Source organism: Streptomyces sp. NPDC057743 (assembly GCF_042798755.1).
GTDB lineage: Bacteria > Actinomycetota > Actinomycetes > Streptomycetales > Streptomycetaceae > Streptomyces.
This window is the reverse complement of sequence record NZ_JBHVJX010000005.1, coordinates 156,257-182,895: the sequence shown is the minus strand read 5'-3', so window position 1 is coordinate 182,895 and position 26,639 is coordinate 156,257. Positions and strand designations below refer to the sequence as shown.

Here is a 26,639-nt window from a genome sequence, read left to right as displayed (position 1 = left end):
CAGTCGGGGACATCTGCTGCGCATGGACCAGCCGCGCGCCAAGACCGCCGACGAGAACGCCGGTTGCCCGCTCGCGGGCGGCCGCGCGGTGCCGTCCCCGCCAACGCCCCGCGACAACGACGGTGGGGGAGAGGGCGGTGGCGACGCCCGCCGGGGTCGCCGCGCACTGCTCGCGGCGACCGTCGGCGGGGTCGTCGAGTCCTTCGACTGGACCCTCTACGCGGTACTGGCGCCGTTCTTCGCCGCGCAGGTGTTCCCCGGCGACGACCCGGTGGTCCAACTGCTCGGCGCCTACCTCGGCTTCGCCGTCGGCTTCATCGTCCGCCCGCTCGGCTCGTACCTGATGGGCCGGATCGCCGACGCCCACGGCCGCCGCTTCGGACTGACCATCAGCATGGCCGTGATCTCCGCGGCGAGCGTGCTGATCGCGGCCCTCCCGACGGCCGGGGCGATCGGCGCGGCGGCGCCGGTGCTCCTGGTGGCGCTGCGGCTCGTCCAGGGCCTGTCGATGGGCGGCGAGAACCCCAGCGCCGCCGCGTACGTCACCGAAACCGCGCCGCCCGCCCTGCGGTTCCGCTACAGCGCGCTGTCCTACTCCGGCGTCGTCGTCGGCAACATCCTCTCCTTCGGCGCGCTGACCCTGCTGCTGACCACCCTCGGCAACAACGGGGTGGCCGGCGGCGGTTGGCGGATCGGCTTCCTGGCGGCGGCCGCGCTCGGACTGCTCGCGCTGTGGATCCGGCGCGGGGCGCAGGAGAGCGCCGAGTTCACCGCGCACGCCGCCCACCGGCCCACCGGCCGCGAGCGGCGGACACTCCTGCGCGCCCACGCCCGCCACCTCCTCGCCGTCTTCCTGATCACCCTCGGCACGACGGTCGGCTACTACTTCGGCACCACCTACCTCCCCCACTACGCCGCCCAACTCGGCGTCGCCTCGGACACCGCCTCGGCCGCGGCCATGCTGCTGCCGCTGCTCGCGCTGATCGTCGCGATGGCCGGCGCCGGACAGCTCGCCGACCGGTTCGGTGCGCTGCCCACCCTGCGCACGGGACTGGCGCTACTCGCCCTGGACACCGTTCCGTTGATGACCGCGCTGGCCCACCGGACGCTGCCGATGTGGCTGGTGACCGTCGGCTATCTGCTGCTGATCGCGGCCCCCATCGGACTGGCGAACGTGCTCTTCGCCCGGCTGTTCCCGGTGCCGGTGCGCGTGGTGGCGATGGGCGTGCCGTTCACCCTGGCCACCGGCCTCTTCGGCGGGACCTTCCCGCTGCTGGCCCAGGCACTCGCCAACGCCGGCCGGCTCACCCTGGTGCCCTGGTGGGCGGCCGGCACCGCCGCCCTCTCCCTCCTCGGCACCTACCTCATCCGCCCCCCGACCTCCCCGACCCGCAAGGAGCATGCATGAACCTCCGCGACGACGCCCGCGCCCTCTCCGACGACCTGGTACGACTGCGCCGCAGCCTGCACCGCACCCCCGAGGTCGGCCTCGACCTGCCCCGCACCCAAGAGGCGGTACTCACCGAACTGGACGGTCTGCCCCTGGAGTTGACCCTCGGCGAGGGACTCAGCTCCATCACGGCGGTACTGCGCGGGGCGGCCCCCGGCCCCGTCGTCCTGCTCCGCGGCGACATGGACGCCCTGCCGGTCGCCGAACGCACCGGCCTGGACTTCGCCGCCGACAACGGGCGGATGCACGCCTGCGGCCACGACCTGCACACCACCATGCTCACCGGCGCCGCCACCCTCCTCTCCGCACACCGCGACCAGCTCGCCGGCGATGTGGTCTTCATGTTCCAACCAGGCGAGGAGGGTTTCGACGGCGCCCGACACATGCTTGCGGAGGGCCTGTTGGACGCGGCCGGTCGGCGGCCCGACGCGGCGTACGCCGTCCACGTGATGTCCGCCGGACTGCCCACCGGCGTCTTCGGGACCCGCGGCGGCCCGGCGCTGGCCGCGGCCGACGACCTGCGGGTGACCGTCCGGGGCGCCGGCGGCCATGGATCGATGCCACACCGCGCCAAGGACCCGGTACAGGCAGGCTGCGCCATGGTCACGGCCCTCCAGGCATGGATCACCCGCACCTTCGACGTCTTCGACCCGGTGATCCTGACCGTCGGCACCTTCCACGCCGGCACCCAACAGAACGTCATCCCGGACACCGCGGTCTTCGAGGCGACGGTCCGCAGCTTCTCGCCCGCCGCGCAGGCCCGGCTCAAGGACGGCACGGTGGAGGTCTGTCGGGGCATCGCCGCGGCCTACGGGGTGGAGGTGGACGCCGAGTTCAGCCACCTCTACCCGGTCACCGTCAACGACCACACCGAGGCCGAATTCGCGGCCCACACGGTCCGCGAGACTCTCGGTGAGGAGCGCTTCGCGCCCCTGCCGCGCCCCCTGCACGGCTCCGAGGACTTCTCCCGCGTCCTGGCCGAAATCCCCGGCGCCATGCTTACCCTCGGCGCCCCACCCGTCGGCGCCGATCCCGAAAACGCCCCCAACAACCACTCCCCGCGCGCCGAATTCGACGACACGGTCCTGGCCGACGGCACCGCCCTCTACGCAGAACTGGCCACCCGCAGGCTGACCCGCGCAACCGCGTAGCGGCCCACCACCTGGCTGGTGAGGGCTCCGGACCCCTGTTGTGGGGTCCGGAGCTTCTCTGCGACCGCTGCCTGCCGATGCCGTCAACGCCCGGTGTTCGGCGTCAGCACCTCGCACGGCAGCCACGTCCTCAGCACCTCAGGTACCGGAACCGTGCCGTCGGGCCGCTGGTGTTGTTCCAGGATGGCCGGCAGCAGGCGGCTCGTGGCGAGGCCCGAGGCGTTGAGGGTGTGGACGTAGGTCGACTTGCCCTGGCCGGGCAGGTAGCGGATGTTGCCGCGTCGGGCCTGGTAGTCGTGGGAGTCCGACACCGAGCTGACCTCGACGTACGTGCCGAGGCTCGGCAACCACACCTCGACGTCGAAGGTCCTCGCCATCGCACCGCTCATGTCCCCCGCCGCCAGGCGGCTGACCCGGTAGTGCAGGCCCAGCTCCGCGACCAGACGCTCGGCCTTGCCCAGGAGCTCGTCGTACGCGGCCGGTGCCTGGTCGGGCGTGGTGAACTGGAACATCTCGACCTTGTTGAACTGGTGCCCACGCAACGTCCCACGATCCGCGGCCCGGTGGGCGCCGGCCTCCTTGCGGTAGCTCGGCGTGTAGGCGAAGTACCGCTTGGGCAGCTCGGCCTCCGGCAGCGTCTCGTCCCGATGGAGGCTGGCCAAGGCGGTCTCCGCGGTCGGCAGCAGAAACCTCCCCGGGCCGCGTTCGTCGCCCTCCACGGTGAACACCTCATCGGCGAACTTCGGGAACTGCCCGGCCGCGTACCCCGCTTCGTACGTCAGGACGTGCGGCGGCAGCACGAACTCGTAGCCGTCGCGGACGTGCGCGTCGACGAAGTAGTTGAGCAGTGCCCACTCCAGCAGCGCGCCGTTGCCGCGGTAGATCCAGTACCCACTGCCCGCGAGCTTGGCGCCGCGCTGGTGATCCACGAGCCCCAGCCCGGCGGCGAGCTCGATGTGGTCCTTGGGCGGGAAGGCGAACTGAGGGGGCTGACCGACGGTACGGACGACTTCGTTGTTCTCCTTGCCACCGGCCGGCACGTCGTCGTCGGGAAGGTTGGGCAAGGGTTCCAAGAACGCCCGATGGGCCTCTTCCAGCCCGCGCAGCCGCTGCTCGGCCTCGCCCAACTGCCCGATGAGCAGCTTGGCTTGGGCGCGCAGGTCCTCGACGGCCTCACCGGCGCGCTGCCTACGAGCGATCTCGCCCGAGATCGCGTTCCGTTCGCCGCGCAGCCGCTCCACCTCACGGCGCACCTCACGCAACTCGTGGTCCAGGCGGAGGAAGGCATCGATGTCGAGATGGACGGCGCGTTTGGCCAATGCCGTGCGCACGTACTCGGGTCGCGTGCGGATCAGGGTGATGTCCAGCATCAGCTGGTTCTCCAATTCGACCAGGCCCGCTCTGCGGGCGTGATCCCTTGGGGGCGCGGGCGAGAAGGGGCAACTCGCGGTGCCACCGCGCCTTCGCCGCCAACAGTGTGGCGGCCTCGTTCACAACCCTGTGACGGGGGTCGGCCGGCGAGGCATCGGGTCACGCTGGGTGACCGTTCCTCCTCGCACTCGGGAGGGGATTCACTCCGGGACGCGAGGCCGCCGTCACAGCACCTGGCGGCTCTCTCGGCTCGCGGGATCCGGGTTACTTGTCTCCGTCATCGCGTTACAACCGAGAATAAGGGACTGCTTTCGCGAGGCGCCAGCAAATTTGTCGGCCCACGGTGTCCTAGCCCGCGGTACGGCCTCGGCGACGCCCGCTGACCAGGGGCTCGGGCCGTCCCGCAGCGCCCGACGGGACTGCGGTGGATCAAGGCACGGGGTTACGCAGCGCCCGTTCCCCGTAACTCTCTGAACGCCATCGTCTGGGCCGGGCGTCGCCCGCACCCGCTTGCGGACGTTCCCAGGGAAGGACTGCCTGAAGTCAACTCGGGGGCCCTTCGCGGTGAAAGGCCCCCGGGGGTGGATAGGTCAGTGAGCCTTGTCGTACGCCTCGCGAACGTCGGCCGGCACACGGCCACGCTCGGAGACCTCGTAACCTGCCTCCCGAGCCCAAGCGCGCACGGCCGCACTGTCATCGCGTCGGGCCGCGGCCTTCTGGCCCTTGCGGGACTTGCCGACCCGCCGTCCAGACCGGGTGAACGGTGCAAGCGCCTCCAGCAGCTGGTCGTAACTTTCGGGGGCCAGGTCAATTTCATATTCAACGCCGTCGAGGCCGAAGCGATGAGTGGCAGCCTCCGAGCTTTCCTCGCCCGTGAGGTCGTCCGTGATGATGGTTACTACTTTCTGAGCCATACAGAAACTATAGAAGACGTGGCAAGACGCTTTGACGCCTCCCTGCGCGGGTGGAGCGGAGGTGGCGTCATGACCGGGGTTCTGTAGTCGAGTTGGGGAGTGCCCGTCGGTCCGTAGGTGTCACAATGCGGCGCTTTATGCGGGTTGGCTCGGTGTGGAGTTCCCCTGTCGCTCTCCAAGCGGAGAGTTTGTTGCCAGAATTAATCATTTTTGGTCGTCGCGCCGAGCGTGCGGAGCACCGGCTGCGTCGATGCGTGGGCAACAGGGAGAAATACGGGCATGACGGCCTTCGCGGCAACCCTCGTCGGCCGGCGGACTCCCGGCCGTGGCACAACATCCAGTCACTGGCGGGTTTGTGACGGAGAGAAGTGAGAGAACTGAGAGGGCTGTGAGGACTGAGCGGGACGGTTCGGCGCCCCTTCCCGGTTCTGATAATCGCCATGCGCCGTGACTTCCGTGTGTCCTCGTCGTTGGCTGAATCATGAGGCGAACTACATGGCGCCGTCTTCTTACAACGGTGCTCGCATGTCCGTTGTCCCTTCTCCTGGCGGGGGCTGCCACGTCCGCCCCCGCCCACGCCGGCAGCAAGCCATCCGGTGAAACCCGCCAAGGCGGATACGCGGCCCTGGGTGATTCGTTTGCCTCGGGCGTGGGTGCCGGTGCGTCCAGCGGTAATTGTCGCCGCGTTGCGAACGCCTACCCCGCGTTGTGGGCCGCCGCCCACCACGGTGAACCGTTCAACTTCGCCGCTTGTTCGGGCGCGAGGATCCACGACGTCATCACCTCCCAGCTCTCCGGCCTCAGCTCTCGCACGACATTGGTGAGCATCACGGTCGGCGGAAACGACATCGGCTTCACCGACGTGATGAAAACCTGCGTGACGAGCGGTGAGAGCGCCTGTCTGAAGAGCATCGCCCGCGCTGAGCGGACCATGGATCATGTCCTGCCGGGCGCGTACGACGGCCTGCTGCGGAGCGTCACGAAGGCGGCACCCCACGCCCGTGTGGTCGTGCTCGGCTATCCGCACCTGTACGCCGACCGGGCCTGCGCCGCCGGGATGGTGACACGGAGAAGCCAGTCGGCGGTCAACGCGGCGGCCGACCACCTCGACCGTGTCATCGCCGGTCGGGCCCGTGCGCACAAGGGCGCCGCCTTCGCCGACGTTCGGCCGGCGTTTGCCGGACACGGGGTCTGCTCCGCCGACTCCTGGATCAATCCGCCGTCACTGCTCAGCGTCGACGCGTCGTACCACCCCACCGCACAGGGCCAGCGCAAGGGCTATCTTCCCGCCCTGGGAACTGCGTCAAGGCCCTGACCTCCTGGCATTTCCTCGCCGCCGCGTTACCTCGCTGGCTCGACACCCTCTGGAGCCCGGCGTGCCACGGAAGTCGTTAGCCGATGGCGCGCCGCGCTCAACTCACCAATGAGGGCATTGAGTTGGCGATTGTCGCGCCCGTGTCGCCGCGCGCTCTGGGGAGGCCGATCAGAGCGGCGCGAGGCAACCTTTAGGCTCAGCAGGTGGCAACGAATGAGGTAAGTGGCGGAAGCGTCAGCAATGCTGTGCAGATCGGCACCCTTCGCGGGCAGCTCACCGTTGGTGACGTGCAGTCCCACGGCGATGTGTTTCAAAACTTCCTCCGTGGGGCCCAGGCCGTTCGCCAGTGCCTTCATGAGTGGTGGGCGCAGGTTGAGCAGGAGTGGACGCCCGACCGTGCTGCCGAGGTGCGGGAGATCTCGGGGGAGGCATATCGACTCTTGGATGTGTTGGGTGACTTGGCGCTGCAACAGGACCTGGAGGCTCCGCAAGCCGTCGTGAACGCGTCCGTCGATGTGGAGAGCGCCTTGCGGAAAGCCGCCGGGGAACTTGAGGGCATGTGTGGTGAGGGCGGGGCGTGGGGTACGGGCAGGCCGCTCGGGTATCCCGATGCGCTATTCCTGGACGACGTCTTCTGTGACTATGCGGGAACTGTGCGCGCGCATCGGGGGCTCGCGTGACGCTTTGAGGTGCTTGGGGGGTTGGCTCGGGAGAGCCAACCCGCCCGGAGAGTTCTGCACCAGTTGCATGTTTTTGCATGCAGCCCGGTGTGAATGAGACGCCAGAGTTCGCTAGCCGAAAAAGACGACCGCAGAAAGCCTCGCCCCGTCATGGCCCCGAACGGCGCGGCCCCGTCCGCTCGTTCACACATCGGGGTGCTTCGTCGCCACGTGGTAGTAGCCCGAGTGGAACACCAAAGGGGTGCCGCCGTCCGCCTCGTACTGCTCGACCTCGCCGAGGAAGACGATGTGGTCGCCGGCGTCGAGGCGTTGGACGGTGCGGCATTGGAAGCGGGCCACCGCGCCGTCCAAGAGCGGGGTGCCGGCGATGCCGGGGGTGGTGGGGGTGCCGCGGAACTTGTCGTCGGCCGGGGTGGCGAACTGGCGGGAGAGGTGGTGCTGGTCGGCGGCCAGTACGTGGACGGCGAAGTGCGAGGCATCGGTGAAGTCCGGGAGGCTCGGGCTGTTCTTGCCGGGGCACCACAGGACGAGGGGTGGGTCCAGGGAGACGGAGGTGAAGGAGTTCGCGGTCATGCCGACGTTGCGGCCGTCGGGGGCGCGGGCCGTCACCACGGTCACGCCGGTGGCGTACTGGCCCAGTGCGCGGCGCAGTTCGCGGCCGTCGAAGCGGGCGGCGTGCTGGGCGCGCTTCTCGGCGAGGAAGCGGTGGGCCTCGGCTTCCTCGAACCACCAGCGGTAGAGGGTGCGCGGATCGTCGAAGCCGGCGGCGAGGGCGCTTGCGACCGAGGGGATTTCGGCCGCGGCCGTCAGAAGTTCGCGGTGGTGGGGGCTCAGGTCGGCCAGGAGGGAGTTGGTCCAGCCGACGGCCCATTGGGCCCAGCCGCGCCAGAAGTTGTCGAAGGTGCGCTGCATCCACTGCGGGGTGAAATCGGCGGTGCCATGGCGGAGGATGCTGTCGAGGTAGTGGGTCGCTGCCTGGGCCGCGTTGTTGGAACCCTGACCGGTGATCGGGTCGTTGAGGACGACGGCGTCGGCCATGCCGAGGACGTGCCGGCCGGAGGCCAGCCGAGCGACGGGGTGCCGGACGGTCGGAGTGATCCGGCCGCGCAACACACCGCCCGCGTCGGTGAGTTGGGCGTCCCGGTAGCGCCCGTACTCGTCGGGGAAGAACCGGTGGAGGAGCTCCAGGGAGCGGGTGAGGTGGCCCTGGGGTGTGCGGATGTCGTCCCAACAGTCCATCGGGCCGCCGGGGACGCCCTCGAAGACCATGATGTCGCAGGGGCCGGTGGTGGTGAGGGCGGGGAAGGAGAAGTATTCGCCGACGCCGGGGATCAGGCGGTAGTGGACGGCGGCCTCCCCCTCCCGCGGCGCCGTTCCCGTGACGTACGTCAGGGCGAGCGCGCGGCGCGGCCGGTCGTACGGCGAGAGTTCGGAGTTGCGCGGGAAGAGCCGGCTCAGCTCGCCCTTGCCCGTGGAGACCACGACGAGATCGTGCGTGCGGGCGTACCACTCCAGGTCGTTGACGCCCGCCTCGTGCAGCACGATCTCGCCGCGGCCGCCGTCCGCGAACTGCTCTATCCAGGCAGCACACTTGACCCGCTGGTCGACGGAGTGGGCCGGCCCCTCCAGCGGTGCGTGCCAGGAGACGCCCGGAGTTCCGTGCGGGCCGATGAGCGAGAGCGCGACCCCGGAGATGTCCGGGGCCTGGTCCTCCCAGTGGTGCAGGCCGAGTTCGCGCTCGCTCTGCAACGCGGTGTCGAACATGCACTGACTGGACATGACCGGACCGCGACGGATCGCGTCGGGGTCGCGGTCGGTGACCAGGGTGACGTCATAGCCGTGCGCCTGGAGCCCCAGGGCGAGTTGGGCCCCCGCCTGCCCGGCCCCGACCACCGCGATCCTTCTCATGCCCAGCCGCCCCGCTCTCGCCGCGTCCCTCGCTGCGTCTCTCGCTCTGTCTGTCGTTACGTACGTATCACCGCCACGTACGCATCGCCGCCGCTCAGGCAGTGACCCCGGCCAGGTAGTTCTTCGCGGCGGTCGGGTCCATGAACCAGTGGAAGAAGTCGCGCGGGTCGTCGAAGCCGTTGACGAAGCGGGCGGCGATACGGGAGTTGGCGCTCGCCGCGGCGAAGAGCTCCAGGACGTGCTGGGGCGGGGCGCCGAGCATCGCGTTGGTCCAGGCGGTGGCGGACTGTGCGTTGTCCCAGAAGCGGCCGAAGGCCAGCTCCATGAACGCGGCGTCGTAGGGGCGCTCGCCGTGGTCGAGGATGGTGGCCAGGTAGGAGGCCGCGCACTTCGAGGCGTTGTTGGAACCCTGGCCGGTGATCGGGTCGTTGAGGACGACGACGTCGGCGAGGCCGAGCAGCTGGGCGCCGGAGGGCAGCGTGGCGACGGGCCTGCGGACGGTCGGTGCGAAGCGGCCCGCGAGGGTGCCGTTCCAGTCGGTGAGCGCGACATCGGTGCAGCGCTCGGCCTCCCACGGGACGTACGTCCGCAGCAGCTCCTGGAACTTCGCCAACTGCGCGTCCGGGGCGAGCCCGTCGAAGCAGTCGAGCGGGCCACCCGGGACCCCCTCGAAGAACATGATGTCGCAGGGGCCGCTGGTGGTGAGGCTGGGCATGGTGAAGTACTCGCCCAGGCCGGGGATGACGTTGAAGCTGACGCCGGGGCGGTCGGGCAGCGGTGCCATGCCGGTGACGTACGCCAGGGCCAGCGCGCGCTGCGGAGCGTCGTACGGGGAGCGCTCGGCGTCCCGCTCGAACAGCCCGGCGATCTCGCCCTTGCCGGCCGCGACGATCACCAGCTCGGACTCGGCGGCGTAGCGCTCCAGGTCCTCGACGCCGGCCTCGTGGATCTCCAGGCGGCCGCCGCGGCGCGCGAACTCGCCCATCCAGAGCGGCATCTTGACGCGCTGGTCGATGGAGTGGGCGGTGGCCTCAAGGCGGGCGTCGAAGGAGAGCGCCCGGCCGCCCTGGCCGTTGGCGATGTTCACGCCGAGCCCGGCGATCGACGGGCAGGCATCGCCCCAGAAGTCGAGGCCGAGATTACGCTCGTGGGCCAGCGCGGTGCCGAACATGGCCTGGCTGGACATGACCCGGCCCTCGCGGATCTGGTCGCCGGTGCGGTTGGAGACGAGGGTGACGTCGTAACCGTGGTCGATGAGGCCGATACCGAGCTGGAGGCCGGCCTGGCCAGCTCCGACGATGGTGATCTTGCGCATGAGGGGATCTCCGGAGGTCGGGGTGTGGGAATGCGGCTGCCCGCCGGAGGGGGGCCGGCGGGCAGCCGCGGGGAGCTGGGTCACCTAGGACCGGGGGATGGGTCCTAGGGCACCCGGCTGGCTAACGGGGGCTGACCGGCTCGGCGGGCCGGGATAGCGGTTGCCGGGAGGCCGAGGCGTGTGGGGGCGCGCCCCCGTCGGCTCTCGCCGGCCCGGTGGCGGACGGCACGCGTGGCGACCCGCCTGCGGCGTGCTGTCTGCTGGACGTGACATTGCCCGTGACATTGCCCGTGACGAGCGCAGCCCGGCCCGGCACTCCGTGCATCGTTGCTTCCCTGGTTTCTTCTCGGGCCCGCGGCGGTCGGTGATCAACCTTGGTATGGAAAGATCACCTCCGCTATCCGCAGCACGCGGGTTGCTGTCCCGATTGCGCATCTCGGCGGTGGAGGTTCCAGATGCCCGCTGAAGAGCCGCCCCTCGCAAACCACCAGCGGTTCCACACAACGGACATTTGGGAGGCCCGGGCCGAGGTCGGCCGCGCCTTCTGTCCGCATGACCTGCGCATCACGCAGCGCTCGGCAACGCTCGACGCCCGGATGCACGGCGCGCCCTTCGACCGGACAGGTCTGTACTACCTCGACTACGGAACCGAGGTCCGCATCACGCCGGGCGACCTGGAGAGCTTCTTCCTCGTCCAGATCCCGCTCGCCGGCTACGCCGAAATCACCTGCGGCCGCGAGGAGATCATTTCCTCCCCCGAACTCGCCTCCGTCCCCTCGCCGACCGGGAAACTGGACATGCGCTGGGGCGCCGGCAACCCGCAACTGATCGTGTGGTTCGACCGGCCGTCCCTGGAGTCGCACCTGGGCAGCCTGCTGGGCCGCACCGTGCGCCGCCCGATCCTCTTCTCACTCGGCATGAACCTCACCACCCCGGGCTCCCGCTCCTGGCTCAACATCGTCGACCTGATGCGCAGAGAGGCGGAGGGGCCCGAGGGCATGACGATGGCCAACCAACCCATCGTCACAAAACAGCTCGAATCCCTCCTCATGACCCAGCTGTTGATGGCCCAGCCCAACAACTACTCGCCGGCGCTCCTTGGTGAGCAACCAAACGTCGCCCCACCCACGGTCCGCCGCGCCATGGAAATCATCGAGGGTCACGCCGCCGAGCCGCTCACCGTCGCGGAGATCGCGGAATGCGTCGGTGTCGGCGTACGCGCCCTCCAGGAAGGCTTCCGCCGCCACCTCGACACCACCCCGCTCGCCTACCTCCGCGAGGTCCGCCTCGACCACATCCGCAAGGAACTCCTGGCCTCCGACCCAGGCACCACCACAGTCACCACCATCGCCTCCCGCTGGGGCTTCCTCCACCCGGGCCGCTTCTCCATCGCCTACCGCGAACGATTCGGGGAGCCCCCTTCGGAGACGTTGCGGAGGTAGGGGAGTGGGGTGTGACTGGGGCGGAGGACCGCCGGAGGTGCGTCCGGTACCGCCCCAGCCAACTCCTCCGCATCAGACCGGGAAATGCCGTTCCTCCCGCTCGCGGTTGCGAACACGCCCAGTTCTGGGAGCAGTTGCAGGCAAGAGGGCGCGCGCCGGCGTGGCTGAAGGCGAGGGAGGAGCGCCGGGTTCGATCATGTTTGTTGTTTCCCCATCTCGGTGACGCTGGCCGGAATGGCCCCGTGGGTGGGTGAGGGTGGTTGCGGCCTCCGTCCGAGCGTCAGAACCTCGCGGCGACGTGCCGGTTTGTCGCTGTTCTTCCCCGTTCTTCGCCGGTTTCGGATAACCGGGGACACCACGACCGCTTCGCCCGCGAGGCCGCCCGGAGCGCCGATCCCGGCAAGTCCCGGGAATACAAACCTGCGGAGGGGAGAGTCAGACATACTCGATCGCCACAGCGCGTCACCGCGGTACACGGGAGGGAAGCCCAGGATGGATCTGTCGGTCATCGGAACGCGGTTGGGGGCGGCCGCACTCAAGCCGCTGGTGCAGAAGTTGCTGGCCGCGGACGTGCCGGGGGCCGGGATAGTGGAGCGTCCCATCCGGGTTTCGGGGTGGCTGTCCTACCGTGGCGAGAAGAAGAGTCTCAGTGAACAGGACTTGCTCAAGCTGGCGACGGAACTGGTGTGGCGGGCGGTCGAACCGTTGCCGGCGACCGATCGGCCGGCAGCGGACGAGGAGGCTGCCACGGCGCACGCCCTGGCTCTCACCCTGCATGCGCTCGGCGATCTCGACATGAATGACGTACAGGCCGTGGAGCTGGGGGAGGAAGAGTTCGCGCTGCGTCTTAAGGCGGCCGTACCTGCGAACACGTTCCTCTTCCTGTCGCAGGACGCTGTGATGTTGCACGACGCCGTGCTGCGTGTGGCTTGCCGGCACATTCTTCACTTCTTCACTCAGCGGTCCACGTTCGTGGCGCGCACGCTTGTGGAGCAGACACGACGCCAGGGGCGTATGCAGTCCGACGTTTCCACGTTGCTGCAGCGCGTTTCCAGTGTTGCCACCCAGGACGCGGAGTTCGAGACAAGGTACGCGCAACAACTCATCCGCCGGCACGGTGAGTTGACGATTTATGGGCTGGACCTGGGGCAGGCACGCGAGTGGCAGCTCGATGCCGCGTACATCTCTCTTGAGGCCGAGACCAGCCAGGGCCCAACGGTGCCCGTCCCCACCCAGCGCATCCTGGCGGGGCGGGACCGGGTGTTGCTGCGCGGCCTGGCGGGCTCTGGCAAGACAACCCTCCTGCAGTGGTTGGCTGTTTCCACCGTCCGTCAGGAGTTACCTGACGAGTTGGGTGCGTTGCGCGGACGTGTGCCGTTCGTGCTTCCGCTCCGTACCATCGCCCGTCAGGCGCTTCCGCGGCCAGCGGAGTTCCTGTCCTCGGTCGGCTTTCCCCTCACCGAGCCTCAGGGTTGGGCGGAACGTGTACTCACGGCCGGCCGCGGGCTCCTCCTGATCGACGGCGTGGACGAAGTCCCTCGCCACATGCGGGAGACCGCGCGGCAGTGGTTGCACCGGCTCATTGCGGCCTTCCCGAATAACCTGTGGCTGGTGACGACGCGGCCCTCCGCGGTGCAGGACGACTGGCTTCAGGCCGACACCTTCGCCGAACTGTCCTTGATGCCGATGTCGGAGGGAGACATCACCGCGTTCATCCGCCGGTGGCACGCCGCGGCAGGGCCCGGGGACGAATCGGCGGACGCCCTGCTGACGGCCGTCCGCACCAAACCCGACCTCGGGCACCTTGCTGTCAACCCACTGATGTGCGGTTTGCTGTGCGCCCTGCATCGCGAACGTCGCGGCTTCCTGCCCGAGGACCGCAAGGAACTCTACGACGCCGCCCTCGCCATGTTGCTGGAGCGCCGTGACCTTGAGCGGGGCATGCACCAGAGGGGCGACCTACGGATCGGGAGGGAACCTCAGATCGCGCTGCTGCAGCGCCTCGCACACTGGATGGTCCGCAACGACCGGTCGGAGATGGACAGGGAGGACGCGCGTGAAGTCCTGGCCGTGCACCTTCCGTCGATGACGCACATCGAAGCCGACGCGGAGACGGTCCTGCGCTATCTGCTCGACCGCAGTGGAGTGCTGCGGCAGCCCACCGCCGACACCATGGATTTCATTCACCGCACGTTCCAGGACTACCTGGCGGCCAAGGCCATCGTCGAGGCCCGTGACTTTCCCTGGCTTCAGGACAATGCCGAGAACTCCCAGTGGGAGGACGTCATCCGCATGGCAGTGGCCCACGGGCGACCGGACGAACGGGCCCGCATCCTGCGCGGGCTCGTTCCCGTCCTCACCGACGAGCAGCCCGACGAGGGAATGAGTCCGGGGCGGCCACAGATCAGGTTCCAGCGGGCGCGGATGGCTCCCTCCTCGGACAAGAACGGGCGGCGCAGGCTCCCTCTCCGCCGCGTCCTCCTCGCGCGATCGTGTCTGGACCACGCCCCCGAGGTGGATTCCGTACTCCAAGAGTCCATAATGTCGCTCACTCGTGGCCTTTTGCCGCCGAGCAATCTCACGGCGGCCCGCCGTCTGGCCGAGTACGGCGGGCCGAACGTCGTGTCGATGTTGCCCGGGCCGGAAGACCTCGACGAGGGCCAGGCCGAGGCGTGTGTCGTCACCGCCACCCGGCTGGTATCCAACGCCGCTATCGCCTACCTGGCGCTCTTCCGGAGGCACCCGTCGCTGGCCGTTCGTCGCCAACTGGCCTGGTCATGGCACCGTTTCGACTGCTCGACCTATGCCGAGGAGATCATCTCCCACCTTCCGGAGGACGGAGAGCTCTACTTCACCGCCGCGAGCGCCGAACACCTCAGTGCCCTGCGGGCGTTGGGCGGCCGTGCACGCATCCAGATTCTCGGCATGCACCACCCGCGCGACCTCGCGTCGCAGATTCCGGCGGAGCGCCTGACGCACCTGTGGCTGCGCGAGGGTTACACATCTGTCCTCCACGGCATGAACTGGCTCGCTTGCTTCCCCCACCTCCACACCCTCGTCCTCCCGAGGCCCCCGCACCCGCTCGACGCCCACACCATCCCGTGTTCCGTGAAGATCGTCATTGCAGAGAGGAACGAATCCCAGCTCTTGGGGCCGGGAAAGATCACCGACTAGGCTCCGGCTACACCTACGACGCCCAGGGCAACCCCGTCTCGGTCACCGACCCCACCGGCGCGACGACCCACTACGCCTACGACCCGGCGGGCCGCCTCGCCGTGGTCACCGATGCCGAGGGCGGGTCCTGGCGGATCGGCCACGACGCGGCGGGCTACCCGCTGTCCGTCACCGACCCCGGCCGGCGCAACGGCGAAGACGCGGTGGATGCCCAGCGGTCAACTCGCCACTGTCACGGATCCGTTGGGCCGGCAGATCACGCACCGGCGGGACACCCGCGGCCGCATCACCGAGACCGTCGACCCGCAGGGCGGCATCACCCGCTCCGCCTACGACGCGAACGGCCGCCGCATCGCGGTCACCACCCCGGTCGGCCTGACCAGCCGCACCGAGTACGACCCCGCGGGCCGGGTGATCGCCACGGTCGACCCCCGTGGCTGGATCACCCGCTCCGCATACAACGCCCGGGGCGAGTTGACGGCCCAGACCAGTCCGAGCGGGGTGACCACGCGCCGTCGTTACGACGCGGCGGGCAACGTCAACAACCGAGCGGAAGCCTGTGCACCGAGGCTCGGCTCCGATGGGGTCCAGATGCCGGGCACGGATGACCACGAACCCTGCTCTTCTCGTCCCCGCACGGCCGGCGGCAGCGTGACCACGAGCCCTGGGTGCTTGCGCGCACCCGTTGGGCGGGTCAGGGTGACAGGGGTTGAGGTGGGTCCGATTTTTCTTGTGCGTCCGCATTCGTGGAGGAGTCCTGCATGGCGGAGTTTGAGCAGTGGGACATTGTTTCCGGGGTGGGGCTGACCGCGCTGGGGGTGGCCGCGGGGCGGGCGTTGGAGAGCGAGCGGGACGATCGGCTGGTGAGCGATCCGTATGCCGGACAGTTCGTGGCGGCGGCGGAGGAGACGCCGGTGCCGGTGCCGCGGCGGGTCGGTGAGCTGGCCCAACTGCCCGAGCGCGCACGTGAGATGTGGGTCTCGTCGGCGGCGTATGTGGGCGTGCGGTCGCGGTTCTTCGATCGGTTCTTGATGGGGGCGGTGGCTGGGGGGATCGCGCAGGTGGTGGTGCCGGCCGCGGGGTTGGATGCGCGGGCGTTCCGGTTGGACTGGCCGGCGGGGGTGGAGTTGTTCGAGATCGATCAGGTGCGGGTGTTGGAGTTCAAGGAGGGGGTGTTGGGTCGGCTCGGGGCGCGCCCCAGGTGTGGTCGGCATGTCGTTCCGGTTGACCTGCGGGGTGACTGGCCGGCGGCGTTGCGGGGTGCCGGGTTCGATCCGGGGCGGGCGACCGTGTGGTTGGCGGAGGGGTTGTTGCCGTTTTTGCCTGGGGAGGCGGAGCGGTTGTTCTTTGAGCGCATCGGTGCGTTGTCCGCGCCTGGTAGTCGGTTGGCTGCGGAGCATGTGGCGGCGAGTGTCCGACCGGTGGTGGAGGACCCGGAGTATCGCGTGGTGACGCGGCAACTCGGTGTTGATATCGCGGAGTTGTGGCACTTCGAGGGGAAGGGGGATCCCGATCGGCAGCTTGCTGCCGCGGGGTGGGAGGTTCGGGCGGTGCCGGTGCCCGAGGCCGCCGCGGGGTACGGGCGGGAGCTTCCCGGGATGATGGGGCGCACCGCGGTGCACGCCCGCTTCCTCACCGCCGAGCGGTAGCGATAGCCGGTAGGCGGTACCGGTTGCGGTGGTCGGGGTGAGGAAGCGTGGGTCGTGCCTTAGCGGTTAGGGGGTTAGGGTCTGTCCGACGGGTCATGGCCGGGGCCGGGGCGCCTGGCACGGCACCTCGCGGCGTTGCCGAACCGTCCCAATAGCTCCGCTATCAGGCCGCTTTGGCGCCTTGCGATGCACCGCACCAGACGCCCCGGCCTACCCGACCCTGACCCATCGGACAGACCCTAGACGCGGGCGCCGGTGTCCCGTGGGTCCCTGCGGCGGGCCGTAGGGCGGCGTGACCGTCGTGGTGCGGTGGTGTTGCCGTTGCCGTGTTGGGTGAGGGTGATGGCCAGTGGGGTGGCGGTGAAGAGTGACGAGTAGGTGCCGACGGTGATGCCGATCAGCAGGGCCAGGGCGAAGTCGGTGAGGGTGTCGCCGCCCAGCACGGCGAGTGCGGCGAGGATGAAGACGGCTCCCATGCCGGTGTTGACGGTGCGTGGCACGGTCTGGAGTACGGCGTGGTTGGCGAGGTCCGGGAACGGGGTGCCGCGGGTGGTGGTGCGTAGTTCGCGGATGCGGTCGAAGACCACGACGGTGTCGTTGACGGAGTAGCCGATCACGGTGAGGAGGGCGGCGAGGAAGACGACGTCGATGGGTTTGTCGAGCCAGGCGAAGACTCCGACGAGGACGAGCACGTCGTGTGCCATGGCGATGACGGCGGACAGGGCGAAGGCCCATTGGAAGCGCACCGCTAGGTATGCCAACTGTGCGGCCAGGGCCAGGCCGAGGGCGATGAGGGCGCCGCGGCGCAGTTCGTCGCCCAGGCTCGGGCCGATGAGCTCGTCTCGTGTCTTGTCTGCGCCGTTGCCGAGTTCGTTGACGATGCGGTCGGTGGTGGTGAGTTGGGCGGGCGTGAGGCGTTCGGTGCGTACCGTCAGGGAGCGGTCGCCGGAGGTGGTGACGTGGGCGCGGTCCAGGCCGGCGCTGCCGAGGGCGGTGCGGGCGTGTTCGGCGTCGACCGGGCGCGAGGTGGTGTACTCGATCATGCGGCCGCCGGTGAACTCCACGCCGTAGTCGAGGCCGCGGACGGCGATGCCGGAGGTGGCGAGCAGGACGGCGGCGCCGCTCAGCGCCAGCCAGCGGCGTCGGTGGCGCATGAGGTGGGGTTGGCGGTGGGTGAGCCAGGTGCGGATGCGGCCGAGGCCGGCCAGGCCGGTCAGTCGGGGGCGGCGTTGCACCGGGCCGCGGGCGACGGCGTATTCCGCGAGGACGCGGGTGATCAGTAGCGCGCTGACCATGGAGGCGGCCACCCCGATGCAGAGGGTGACGCCGAAGCCGCGCACCGGCCCGGAGGCGAAGGCGAAGAGCAGGCCCGCGGCGAGGAGGGTGGTGATGTTGGTGTCCGCGATGGCGCTGAGTGCGTTGCGGAAGCCGGCCGTTAGGGCGCTGCGGAGGGTGCGGGGGCGGGTGCCTGGGCCGGCCGCGTACTCCTCCCTGGCGCGCTCGAAGACCAGGACGTTGGCGTCCACGGCCATGCCGATGGCGAGTACGAATCCGGCGAGGCCGGGGAGGGTGAGGGTGGCGCCCAGGGCCAGCAGGGCGGCGTAGGAGATGAGTGCGTAGCAGGCGAGGGCGAGCGTGGCGAGGGCGCCGAGCAGGCGGTAGATGACGGTGAGGAAGAGGGCCGTCAGGGCGATGCCGATGGCTGCCGCGGTGGCGCTGGAGGCGATTGCCTGGGCGCCCAGGGTGGGGCCGACGGCGCGTTGTTCGACGAGGTCCACCGGTACCGGCAGTGCCCCGCCGTTGATGAGGAGCGCCAGTTCTTGGGCCGCGTGTTGGTCGAAGCCGCCGGTGATTTGGGTGTGGCCGCCGGTGATGCCGGTGCCGCAGGCTACGGACGGTTCGACGGACGGCGACGAGATGATCTTGTTGTCGAGGACGATGGCTGCGCGGCGTGCCGGGTCGTGTGGTGCGGCACAGGCTGTCTGGCCGGTCAGCCGGGCCCAGGCACGTTCACCGGTGCCGCGCAGTCCGAGGCCGACGGACCAGCCGCCGCCGCGTTCCGCGTCGAACTCGGCCTCGGCGCGCTGCACTTCGGCTCCGGTGAGGGCGGCGGGACCGAGGCGTAGTGGGGTGCCTGATTCGTCGGGGAGGAGGACGGTGTTGGGGTCGGTGGTGCGGTCGCCGTCGGCGGGCTTGGTGCCGTTGGGGGCGGTGCCCAGGACCGGGTGGATGGTGAGTTGGGCGGTGCGGCCGAGGACCTCGGCGGCCTCGTCGGGGTCGTGGACGCCGGGCAGTTCCACGACGATGCGGTGGTCGCCGGCGCGGGTGAGGTGGGGTTCGCTGACGCCGAGGGCGTCGACGCGTCGGCGGAGCACTTCCAGGGTGCGGTCGGTGGCGTCGCGATCAGCGGTTGCGGTGGGGGAGTCCCGGGTTTCCAGGACGAGTTGGGTTCCGCCGCGCAGATCGAGACCGAGCCGGATGGGTTGGGTCAGCGCGAGGAAGGTGGACAGGGCAAGGATCGCGAGCGCGAGGAGCGCCCGCACCCTTGTGGCGCGGGTCAAGGTGCCTCCAGCAGGCATGCGCGGGCCGCGGGTGCGGCCCGGTGGGATGGGTGGATGAGGGGGCTGGAGGCGGGGGCGGGGCGCGGTCGCGGCACCGGCCGGCGTAGTTGGGGGAGTCGGGGGCGGTGGTTGTGGGCGGGGCGGACAGTCGCGCGTGGCGCGGTGGGCCCGTCGAGCGGTTTGCCGGGAGGGTGGCCGCTGCCGGTGCGGGGAGGGGGAGAGGACGGGGTGTCGGGACGGTGAGGCGGGGGAGATCGTGCGGGTGCCCCGCGGCGTCGTCGGAGGCGGCGGGGCGCGCACAGGCCGTCGGGCCGGACGGTGCCACAGTGGCGGTCGCCGTGGCGGGCGATGTCGCGTGGGTGGTCGTCGTGCCGGGCACCGCCGCGTTGGCGGTTGCCGTGGCGATTCCCGTGAGCCCGGGGACGAGCAGGGCGATGGTGGTGAGGAGGGCGAGCAGCGCGGAGCGGCCTCGCCGAGCCATGTGAGCAGACACAGTACGCAAACCCTCCCTTACCGACACTGTGCCATGGCGGCGCTCCCGATGCTCGCCAGCGGTCGCGCGTTACGCACGTCAGCGGCGCTGTCGCGGCCTCCTCCTCCGGGTGGCCCGACGCTGTAGGGCAACGCGCTTTCCGGTCAACGGACTAAGCTGGCGGGGAAGTTGAACGATCGGTCGGTAGTGGACGGAAGGTGGCCGAAACATGGCGGTGCCGGAGGACTGGATGGGGGCGCGGCCGCAGGAGCCGGTCGAGCTGCACACGGATCGGCCGCATGCCGCCCGGGTCTACGACGTGTTGCTCGGCGGCAAGACCAACTACCCGGCGGACCGGGAGGCGGCCGAGCGCACGCTCGCGGCGCTGCCGTTCGCGGCCACCATCGCCCGTCAGAACCGTGGCTTCATGCACCGCGCGGTCCGTCACCTGTCCGCCGAGGCCGGTATCCAGCAGTTCCTGGACATCGGCACCGGCATCCCGACCCCGCCCAACCTCCACGAGATCGTCCAGGTGGGGGCGCCGGAGTCCCGCGTCGTCTACGCCGACAACGACCCGATCGTGCTGGCGCATTCGCGGGCGCTGCACACCAGTCACCCGCAGGGTCGAACCGCCTACATCCAGGCCGATCTCACCCGCCCCGGCGAGATCCTGCGGAACGAGACGCTGCAACGGACGCTGGACCTGAGCCAGCCGGTGGCCCTGACCCTGATCGCGGTGTTGCACTGGCTCCCGCCGGAGTGCGACCCGTATGCCGTCGTCGGGGAGTTGATGGACGCGTTCGCGCCGGGCAGCTATCTGGCGCTGACGTATGTCACCGGTGACTTCGAGCCGGAGGCGCTCCAGGAGGTCTCGGACAACTTCGAGTCCAGGGGTTCCCACGTCAACGCGCGGAGCAAGGGCGAGGTGCTGCGCTTCTTCGACGGCCTCGAACTGGTCGAGCCCGGCCTGACGTTGGTCCACCGTTGGCGTCCGGACCCGATGGAGTTGGGCGCGATCACCTGGTCCGATGCGGATGTTCCGCTGTATGCGGGGCTCGGCCGCAAGGGGTGAAGCGCTAGGGCGAGCAGAGCGAAGGGCCCTCATTCGCACGGGTGTTGCGGGTGGGGGCCCTTCGTCTGTGCCGTGGGGACGCTGTGCCGTTGGGTGCATCGAGCGCGTTGGGCGGGTCGGGCGCGTTGGGTGTGTCCGGCGGGTGGCGCGTCCGGTGGGTCAGTCCGCGGCCGGTAGCGCTGCCCATACGGCCTTGCCGTCGGCGGTCGGGGTGGTCCAACCCCACGAGGAACTCAGGCAGTCGATGATGTGCAGCCCGCGGCCGCTCTGGGCGAGGTGGTCGGGCTCCCGCAGTACCGGAACGTCCGGGCTGTGGTCGCAGACCGTACACAGGACGAGGTCCCGGCAGCGCAACAGGCCCAGCCAGAGCGGGTGCGGGACGGTGTCGCGGAGGTGCCCGGCGGGCTTGGTGAGTCCGTAGCGCAGGGCGTTGGTGAGCAGCTCCGTGACGACCAGGACGGCGTTGTCGACCACGGGCTTGAGGTTCCAGCCGCTGAGCGTGGTGTGGGTGAACCGGCGTGCCTCCGCGGCCGCTTGGCCGTCCGCCGCGAGCGCGCGGGCGGCGAGCCCGTCGGGGTGGCCGTCGGGGTGGCCGGTGCGGTCGTCGGTGAGCGGGAGGATGCCCGGTGCCTGCGCGAGCCAGTGGCCGAGGGGCAGGGTGGGGAACGGGGCGGCAGTCGATCCTGCCGGGCGGATGGTCATCACGAGCTCCGTGGCGCCTCTCAGACCTTCGTCACGAACGGTGATCCTGAACCACTATCCCTGGCCAGCGCTGGCGCTGCAAGTGCATCTGCAATTACATTCGAGACGAACGTAATTGCATCGGTAAGTGCAGCCGCACGTGCGGCAGTTCGTGATGCTGGATGAGAAGCCTGTACGGAGAGCGAGGGAGCAGCGGGATGCAGCAGTTCGACAACGGTGTGTCCGCGGACCTGATCGAGGGCGCGGTGTGGAGGAAGAGCAAGCGCAGCGCCCCCGGCGGCGACTGCGTGGAGGTCGCCAAGCTGGCCGACGGCGGCTTCGCCGTCCGCAACTCCCGTGACCCGCACGGGCCGGCGCTCATCTACACCCGTGCCGAGATGGTCGCGTTCGTCGGCGGCGCGAAGGACGGCGACTTCGACGCGATGGTGGCCTGAAGCGCCGCCTGAGGGCGGGCCCACCCGGGTGGGCCCGCCCCGCATGACCGCCCCAAGTGCCCCAGGGGCGTCATCTCACCCCTCATCTCACCCTTCCCGGCGGGAGGATGGCGCGATTCTGTACCTGACGGCCGGTAAGTGCGACACTTGGCGTATCAACACTGACGCTTACGGGAGTTGGGATGACCGCCATGATGCGGCCGGAGGGCGAGCTGTCGATAGCGCGCTATCTGCAGGAGCCCCAGGTGGGGCCCACTGCGGCGCGTATCGTGCTGGGCGCCCAACTCCGGCGGCTGCGTACCGCGGCCGGTATCTCGCGTGAGGATGCGGGCCGGACCATCCGTGGTTCGCACGCCAAGATCACCCGTCTTGAACGGGGCCAGGTCGGTTTCAAGAGACCGGATCTGGCCGATCTCCTCACGCTCTACAAGGTGCTGGACCCCGAGCGCCGCGCCGAGTTCTTCGAGCTCGCCGACCAGGCCAACTCGCCCGGCTGGTGGCACGAGTACAGCGACGTCCTGGAGGACTGGTTCGAGCTCCACCTCGGCCTGGAGGAAGCCGCCGCGCTGATCCGCACCTACCAGGTGCAGTTCCTGCCCGGACTCCTCCAGACCGAGGACTACGCCCAGGCCGTCACGCGCATCGGCTACCCCAACGCACCGCAGGAGAAGGTCGACCGCATGGTCGCGCTGCGGATGGAGCGCCAGAAGCTGCTCAACCGGCCCGAGGCCCCGCGACTGTGGGCGGTGGTCGACGAGGCCGTGCTGCGCCGCCCCTTCGGCGGCACCGAGGTGATGGCCGCCCAGTTGCAGCACCTCCTCAAGGCGGCGCAGATGCCCAACGTGACGCTCCAGATCGCCCCGTTCAGCGTCGGGGCGAACGCGGCGGCCGGCGCGCCCTTCAGCATCCTGCGCTTCTCCGAGCCGGAGCTGCCCGACAAGGTCTACCTGGAGCAGCTCACCAGCGCCCTGTATCTGGACAAGCAGGAGTCGATCGACCAGTACACGGCGGTGATGGACCGCCTGTGCACGGAGGCCAACACCCCGGAGGAGACCGGCGACTTCCTGAATGCGCTGATCGACCAGATGACGTGAGCTGGGCGCCGGGAGCCAGGTGATCTGAGATGGCGCGCCGCCCGTTACGGTCCCCAACGGGCGGCGTTGCATGGACGGTGATTTTCGGTCACGGACGGGCGGTGAGCACCAGCTTGCCCGTGACGCGGCCCGTTTCACCTTCCGCGTGCGCCTTCGCGGCCTCGCCGAGCGGGTACGTACCGGAGACGTGCGCGCGCAACTGACCGGACTCGACGAGCGCCGCGATCGCCGCCATGCCCGCCTGGTCGTGCTCCACGATCATGACCTTACTCCGCACGCCCAACTCCCGTGCGCGCTCCGGCACTTCGGCCACCTCGCCGGGCAGGATCGACACCATCATGCCGCCGGGCCGCAGCACCTCCAGGGAGCGCAGGGCGTTCTCGCCACCCAGTGCGTCGAGCACCACGTCAACGTCGGAGACCGCCTCGGTGAAGTCGACGGTGCGGTAGTCGATCACCTCGTCCGCGCCCAGACCCCGCACGAAGTCGTGCTTGGCGGCGCTGGCCGTGCCGATCACATACGCCCCCCGCGCCTTGGCGATCTGCACCGCGAGGTGCCCCACGCCCCCGGCCGCCGCGTGTACCAACACCCGCTGCCCCGGCTCCAGTTGAGCATTGTCGACCAGTGCCTGCCAGGCGGTCAGGGCCGCCAGCGGTAGCGCGCCGGCCTCGACGTGGCTCAGTGCGGCGGGCTTGGGCACGAAGGCGCGGGTGGGCCCGGTGACGTACTCGGCGTGCGAACCGGCGCCGTGCGGGTAGGGCAGCATGCCGAACACCTCGTCGCCGGGTTGGAAGAGCGTCACGCCGAGCCCGACGGCCTCGACGGTGCCCGACACGTCCCAGCCGAGCGTGAACGGGGGCTCGCCCAGGAAGATGCCGTGCCTGCGGTGCTTCCAGTCGGTGGGGTTGACCCCCGCCGCATGGACCGCGACGAGGATCTGGCCGACGCCCGGCTCGGGGCGCGCGGTCTCGACGAGCTCAAGGACGTCGACGTCGCCGAGGGCGTGCTGGCTGACGGCCTTCATCGTCCTGACGGCCTTCATCGTCGGGGCGGGGGTGGAGGTGGTGTTCTCAGTCATGTAGCCAGCCTGCCGGGGCGCCCCTGACCTGGGCAATGGCAAGATGGTCACTTTCTGATAGAATCGTGCCATGACTGTTGAGCGCCGCCCGCACCGCGTCGTCGTCCTCGCCCTCGACGGCGTCTACGCTTTCGAGCTGGGCATCCCCAACCGGATCTTCCCCCTGGTCCCCGGTGATGCGTACGAGGTCGTGACGTGCACGGTGAGCGACGACCGCACGGTGGCGACCAACGCCGACTTCACGATCACCGTCGAGCACGGGCCCCAGGCATTGGAAACCGCGGACACGGTCGTCATCCCGCCGTACGACCTCCGGCTCCTCACCCGCGAGCTGCCGGACCCGGTGCGCGACGCCCTCGCCCGGGTCAGGCCAGGCACCCGCATCGTCTCCATCTGCACCGGCGCCTTCGCGCTCGCCGCGGCCGGACTGCTCGACGGGCGGACGGCTACGACGCACTGGGCACTGGCAGACCTCTTCCGGCAGCTCTTCCCCCAAGTCGCCCTGGATCCCGAGGTGTTGTTCATCGACGACGGCGACATACTGACGTCGGCGGGCGCCGCCTCCGGCGTCGACGTGTGTCTGCACGTGGTGCGAAGCGACCACGGCAGCGCGGTTGCCAACCACGTTGCCAGGCACTGTGTCGTGCCGCCGTGGCGCGAGGGCGGACAGGCCCAGTACATCGAACAACCCATGCCACAGGAGGAGACCAGCAGCACCGCCGCCACCCGTGCCTGGATCCTGGCGAACCTCGACCGTCCCCTGGTCCTACGGGAGTTGGCGACGCACGCCGGGATGAGCCCGCGCACCTTCGCGCGACGCTTCCAGGAAGAGACCGGCACGAGCCCCGGCCGGTGGCTGATCCAGCAGCGCGTGCACCGGGCCAGGCACCTGCTCGAATCCAGCGACCTCTCGGTCGATCGCATCGCGGCAGAGGTCGGCTTCGCCACCGGCACGTCGCTGCGGCAACACCTACAGTCGGCGATCGGGGTTTCGCCGCAGGCATACCGCAGAACGTTCCGGACGGGGGCGGAAACTCGGGCGGCAGCCGGGGCGTAACGCCGGTCCGGGGCAGACTGTAGGCGGGTCATGGCGCACACTGTGACCCGGTTGCCCCTGGTGAACGCTCCACCGCAGAGGGGCAGTTGCCCATGGACCCAGGTTTACCTATCAGGAGGTTCCCCATGTCACCCCGTTCCGTTGCCGCATCGGCCGCATCGGCCGCATCGGCCGCATCGGCCGCATCGGCCGCATCGGCCGTGCCGGTCCGTCGGCGCATGCCGCCGCGCCAGCAGCACCGCCATCGCTTCGCACGCCGGCCGCGCCCCGCGGGGCAGCTGCGCGGCACGTGTAGGGCGGTCGCTCGATGAGGGCCGTCCTGGTGACCGGCGGCTCGCGGGGCATCGGTCGAGCCGTTGCGCTGGCGTTCGCCCGGGGCGGCGACCGGGTCGCGGTGCAGTACGCGGGCAACCGCGCGGACGCCGAGGAGACTCTGCGACAACTGCCCGGCGAGGACCACGTGCTGCTGCAGGCCGACCTCGGCGAACCGAACGCCGCCGAACAACTCGTCTCGCAGACGGTTGCCGCCCTGGGATCGATCGACGTCCTGGTCAACAACGCCGGTGTGGCGCCGACGGAAACCAACCGCCATCCGGTCGCCGACACACCGCTCGGTGACTGGCAGCGCGTGTGGCGACGCATGGTGGAGGTGAACCTGCTCGCCCCGGCCGACCTGTGCTGGGCGGTCGCCCACCACCTGATCGACCGTGGAGCAGGGGGCGCCATCGTCAACGTCGGCTCCCGCGGCGCGTTCCGGGGAGAGCCGGACTTCCCGGCCTACGGGACGACCAAGGCCGCCCTGCACGCGCTTGGCCAGTCACTGGCTGTCGCGCTGGCGCCGCACGGCATCGCGGTCACCTCCGTCGCGCCGGGGTTCGTGGCCACCGAGCGCCAGGCGGCCAAACTGGCCGGACCGGATGGTGAACGCCTGCGCGCGGAGAGCCCGTTCGGCAGGGTCGGCACACCGGACGAGGTCGCCGCCACCGTGCACTTCCTGGCCTCGCCCGCGGCGATGTGGGCATCGGGAACCATCGTGGACCTCAACGGCGCATCCCATCTGCGGACTTGACTTCTGCCTGGCAGATCCGGCGCGGCGGACGAGGCCGGTGCGCTTGATAGCGCCCGGCGGCGCCGGGCAGCGGCGTGCGTCTCGATGTCCGTGATGCGGGTGTTGCCAGTAATTCCAGTAATTCCAGTGATGCCAGTGACACCTGTGATGATGCCGTCCGGTGGCGTCTAGCCGCAGGTGTGGGGACGGTGTTCGGCGACCGAAGCGTGGCAGAGTACGGGTTCTGCCACGTCCTCGGTGTTGAAGACGAAGATGGCGCCCGATGCGGGGACGCGGATCGCGGACTGGTCAGCATCAGTCAGCGGCTCGTAGCTTTCCCAGGGGCACCCGGCCTCGCTCAGGGCCCGCAGGACTTCGCGGTACGTGGGGTACCCGGCGAACGTCTCCGACCGGCCAGGCTCCTGCGACGGCCATTCCATCGTGGTCCAGTCTGTCTGGACGACGATCGACTCGATTGCCTGGCAGTGGGCGTGACAGGTGGCGAACTCCAGGCAGCCGTAGGCGTACAGATACGGCAGCCCGTCGGCTCCGGCCGAGGAGCCGCAAGCCCACGGAGGTCCCAACACCTCGGTGACGTCCTTGAGTTGAGCCCCTACGCGGGCCGCTCCAATGCGCGCAGTCTGGGCGAAGGGCGTAAGGATGTCCAGAACGTGCATAAGGTGCAGGATTTCATGGTGATATCCGTCCGGTCCAATGCCGTGATGGCGGGCGCCTCCGGGCGCCTCGGAGGC

At 69.8% G+C, this 26,639-nt stretch carries 21 protein-coding genes and 1 pseudogene; 14 read left to right on the top strand and 8 right to left on the bottom strand.

The features are described 5' to 3' along the window. Positions 1 to 22 precede the first annotated feature (22 nt). Positions 23 to 1,408 (top strand): MFS transporter, encoded by a 1,386-nt coding sequence (locus ACFVFQ_RS07645; protein ID WP_383410425.1) that lies wholly within the window; start codon positions 23 to 25, stop codon positions 1,406 to 1,408. Continuing rightward, on the top strand, positions 1,405 to 2,601 hold the full coding sequence (locus tag ACFVFQ_RS07640; protein WP_383410422.1) for a M20 family metallopeptidase: 1,197 nt from the start codon (positions 1,405 to 1,407) through the stop codon (positions 2,599 to 2,601). The genes ACFVFQ_RS07645 and ACFVFQ_RS07640 overlap by 4 nt, the downstream gene beginning before the upstream one ends. A gap of 83 nt (positions 2,602 to 2,684) precedes the next feature. On the opposite strand, the gene serS is transcribed toward ACFVFQ_RS07640, so the two are convergent. Beyond that, complete coding sequence (gene serS / locus ACFVFQ_RS07635) at positions 2,685 to 3,971, bottom strand: serine--tRNA ligase (protein ID WP_383410419.1); 1,287 nt, start codon at positions 3,969 to 3,971, stop codon at positions 2,685 to 2,687. Positions 3,972 to 4,562: 591 nt separating this feature from the next. Further along, a complete protein-coding gene (locus ACFVFQ_RS07630; RefSeq protein ID WP_383410416.1) occupies positions 4,563 to 4,886 on the bottom strand; it encodes an Lsr2 family protein in 324 nt (107 codons plus the stop codon). A 481-nt stretch (positions 4,887 to 5,367) separates the two neighbouring features. Between ACFVFQ_RS07630 and ACFVFQ_RS07625 the strand changes: the two genes are divergently transcribed. Both ACFVFQ_RS07625 and ACFVFQ_RS07620 read left to right on the top strand, forming a co-directional pair. Next, the gene (locus tag ACFVFQ_RS07625) at positions 5,368 to 6,201 is read left to right on the top strand and encodes an SGNH/GDSL hydrolase family protein (RefSeq protein WP_383410413.1); all 834 of its coding nucleotides are present in this window, start codon (positions 5,368 to 5,370) and stop codon (positions 6,199 to 6,201) included. A 203-nt stretch (positions 6,202 to 6,404) separates the two neighbouring features. Further along, positions 6,405 to 6,881, top strand: coding sequence for a hypothetical protein (locus tag ACFVFQ_RS07620; protein ID WP_383410408.1), 477 nt, complete (start codon positions 6,405 to 6,407; stop codon positions 6,879 to 6,881). A 183-nt stretch (positions 6,882 to 7,064) separates the two neighbouring features. Here ACFVFQ_RS07620 and ACFVFQ_RS07615 read toward each other — a convergent pair whose 3' ends face one another. Further along, positions 7,065 to 8,789, bottom strand: a complete 1,725-nt coding sequence (locus ACFVFQ_RS07615; protein ID WP_383410401.1) for a styrene monooxygenase/indole monooxygenase family protein — start codon at positions 8,787 to 8,789, stop codon at positions 7,065 to 7,067. A gap of 94 nt (positions 8,790 to 8,883) precedes the next feature. Continuing rightward, positions 8,884 to 10,104, bottom strand: a complete 1,221-nt coding sequence (locus tag ACFVFQ_RS07610) for a styrene monooxygenase/indole monooxygenase family protein (protein WP_383410396.1) — start codon at positions 10,102 to 10,104, stop codon at positions 8,884 to 8,886. Between the two features lie 455 nt (positions 10,105 to 10,559). Here ACFVFQ_RS07610 and ACFVFQ_RS07605 point away from each other — a divergent pair, with 455 nt between their 5' ends. The 5 genes and pseudogenes from ACFVFQ_RS07605 (at position 10,560) to ACFVFQ_RS07585 (ending at position 16,369) form a co-directional block, all read left to right on the top strand. Next, positions 10,560 to 11,546, top strand: a complete 987-nt coding sequence (locus tag ACFVFQ_RS07605; protein ID WP_383410393.1) for an AraC family transcriptional regulator — start codon at positions 10,560 to 10,562, stop codon at positions 11,544 to 11,546. Between the two features lie 492 nt (positions 11,547 to 12,038). Then, entirely contained in the window at positions 12,039 to 14,720 is a 2,682-nt protein-coding gene (locus ACFVFQ_RS07600) for an NACHT domain-containing protein (protein ID WP_383410390.1), read from the top strand. Continuing rightward, positions 14,648 to 14,893, top strand: a pseudogene (locus ACFVFQ_RS07595) (RHS repeat domain-containing protein); the annotation flags it as partial. The gene ACFVFQ_RS07600 and the pseudogene ACFVFQ_RS07595, both read left to right, overlap by 73 nt. Continuing rightward, on the top strand, positions 14,832 to 15,527 hold the full coding sequence (locus ACFVFQ_RS07590) for a hypothetical protein (protein ID WP_383410386.1): 696 nt from the start codon (positions 14,832 to 14,834) through the stop codon (positions 15,525 to 15,527). The pseudogene ACFVFQ_RS07595 and the gene ACFVFQ_RS07590, both read left to right, overlap by 62 nt. Beyond that, a complete protein-coding gene (locus ACFVFQ_RS07585) occupies positions 15,482 to 16,369 on the top strand; it encodes an SAM-dependent methyltransferase (RefSeq protein ID WP_383410383.1) in 888 nt (295 codons plus the stop codon). The genes ACFVFQ_RS07590 and ACFVFQ_RS07585 overlap by 46 nt, the downstream gene beginning before the upstream one ends. Positions 16,370 to 16,608: 239 nt before the next feature. Here ACFVFQ_RS07585 and secD read toward each other — a convergent pair whose 3' ends face one another. After that, on the bottom strand, positions 16,609 to 18,948 hold the full coding sequence (gene secD / locus ACFVFQ_RS07580; protein ID WP_383410380.1) for a protein translocase subunit SecD: 2,340 nt from the start codon (positions 18,946 to 18,948) through the stop codon (positions 16,609 to 16,611). A gap of 683 nt (positions 18,949 to 19,631) precedes the next feature. On the opposite strand from secD, the gene ACFVFQ_RS07575 reads away from it, so the two are divergent. Next, complete coding sequence (locus ACFVFQ_RS07575) at positions 19,632 to 20,474, top strand: SAM-dependent methyltransferase (protein ID WP_383410377.1); 843 nt, start codon at positions 19,632 to 19,634, stop codon at positions 20,472 to 20,474. Between the two features lie 159 nt (positions 20,475 to 20,633). On the opposite strand, the gene ACFVFQ_RS07570 is transcribed toward ACFVFQ_RS07575, so the two are convergent. Continuing rightward, positions 20,634 to 21,176, bottom strand: a complete 543-nt coding sequence (locus ACFVFQ_RS07570) for an ATP-binding protein (protein WP_383410374.1) — start codon at positions 21,174 to 21,176, stop codon at positions 20,634 to 20,636. Positions 21,177 to 21,373: 197 nt separating this feature from the next. Between ACFVFQ_RS07570 and ACFVFQ_RS07565 the strand changes: the two genes are divergently transcribed. Together ACFVFQ_RS07565 and ACFVFQ_RS07560 are read left to right on the top strand one after the other, a co-directional pair. Next, positions 21,374 to 21,610 carry a DUF397 domain-containing protein gene (locus ACFVFQ_RS07565; RefSeq protein ID WP_274917907.1) on the top strand — a complete coding sequence of 79 codons (237 nt, stop codon included), beginning with the start codon at positions 21,374 to 21,376 and terminating at the stop codon, positions 21,608 to 21,610. Between the two features lie 182 nt (positions 21,611 to 21,792). Next, positions 21,793 to 22,704, top strand: a complete 912-nt coding sequence (locus ACFVFQ_RS07560; RefSeq protein WP_383410371.1) for a helix-turn-helix domain-containing protein — start codon at positions 21,793 to 21,795, stop codon at positions 22,702 to 22,704. Between the two features lie 88 nt (positions 22,705 to 22,792). Here the strand turns inward: ACFVFQ_RS07560 and ACFVFQ_RS07555 are convergent, their stop codons facing one another. After that, entirely contained in the window at positions 22,793 to 23,782 is a 990-nt protein-coding gene (locus tag ACFVFQ_RS07555) for an NADP-dependent oxidoreductase (RefSeq protein WP_383410368.1), read from the bottom strand. Between the two features lie 70 nt (positions 23,783 to 23,852). Between ACFVFQ_RS07555 and ACFVFQ_RS07550 the strand changes: the two genes are divergently transcribed. Further along, positions 23,853 to 24,839, top strand: coding sequence for a GlxA family transcriptional regulator (locus tag ACFVFQ_RS07550; RefSeq protein ID WP_383410365.1), 987 nt, complete (start codon positions 23,853 to 23,855; stop codon positions 24,837 to 24,839). A gap of 307 nt (positions 24,840 to 25,146) precedes the next feature. After that, a complete protein-coding gene (locus ACFVFQ_RS07545) occupies positions 25,147 to 25,908 on the top strand; it encodes an SDR family NAD(P)-dependent oxidoreductase (protein WP_383410362.1) in 762 nt (253 codons plus the stop codon). A 167-nt stretch (positions 25,909 to 26,075) separates the two neighbouring features. Here the strand turns inward: ACFVFQ_RS07545 and ACFVFQ_RS07540 are convergent, their stop codons facing one another. Continuing rightward, entirely contained in the window at positions 26,076 to 26,564 is a 489-nt protein-coding gene (locus ACFVFQ_RS07540; protein ID WP_383410359.1) for a hypothetical protein, read from the bottom strand. Between the last annotated feature and the right edge of the window lie 75 nt (positions 26,565 to 26,639).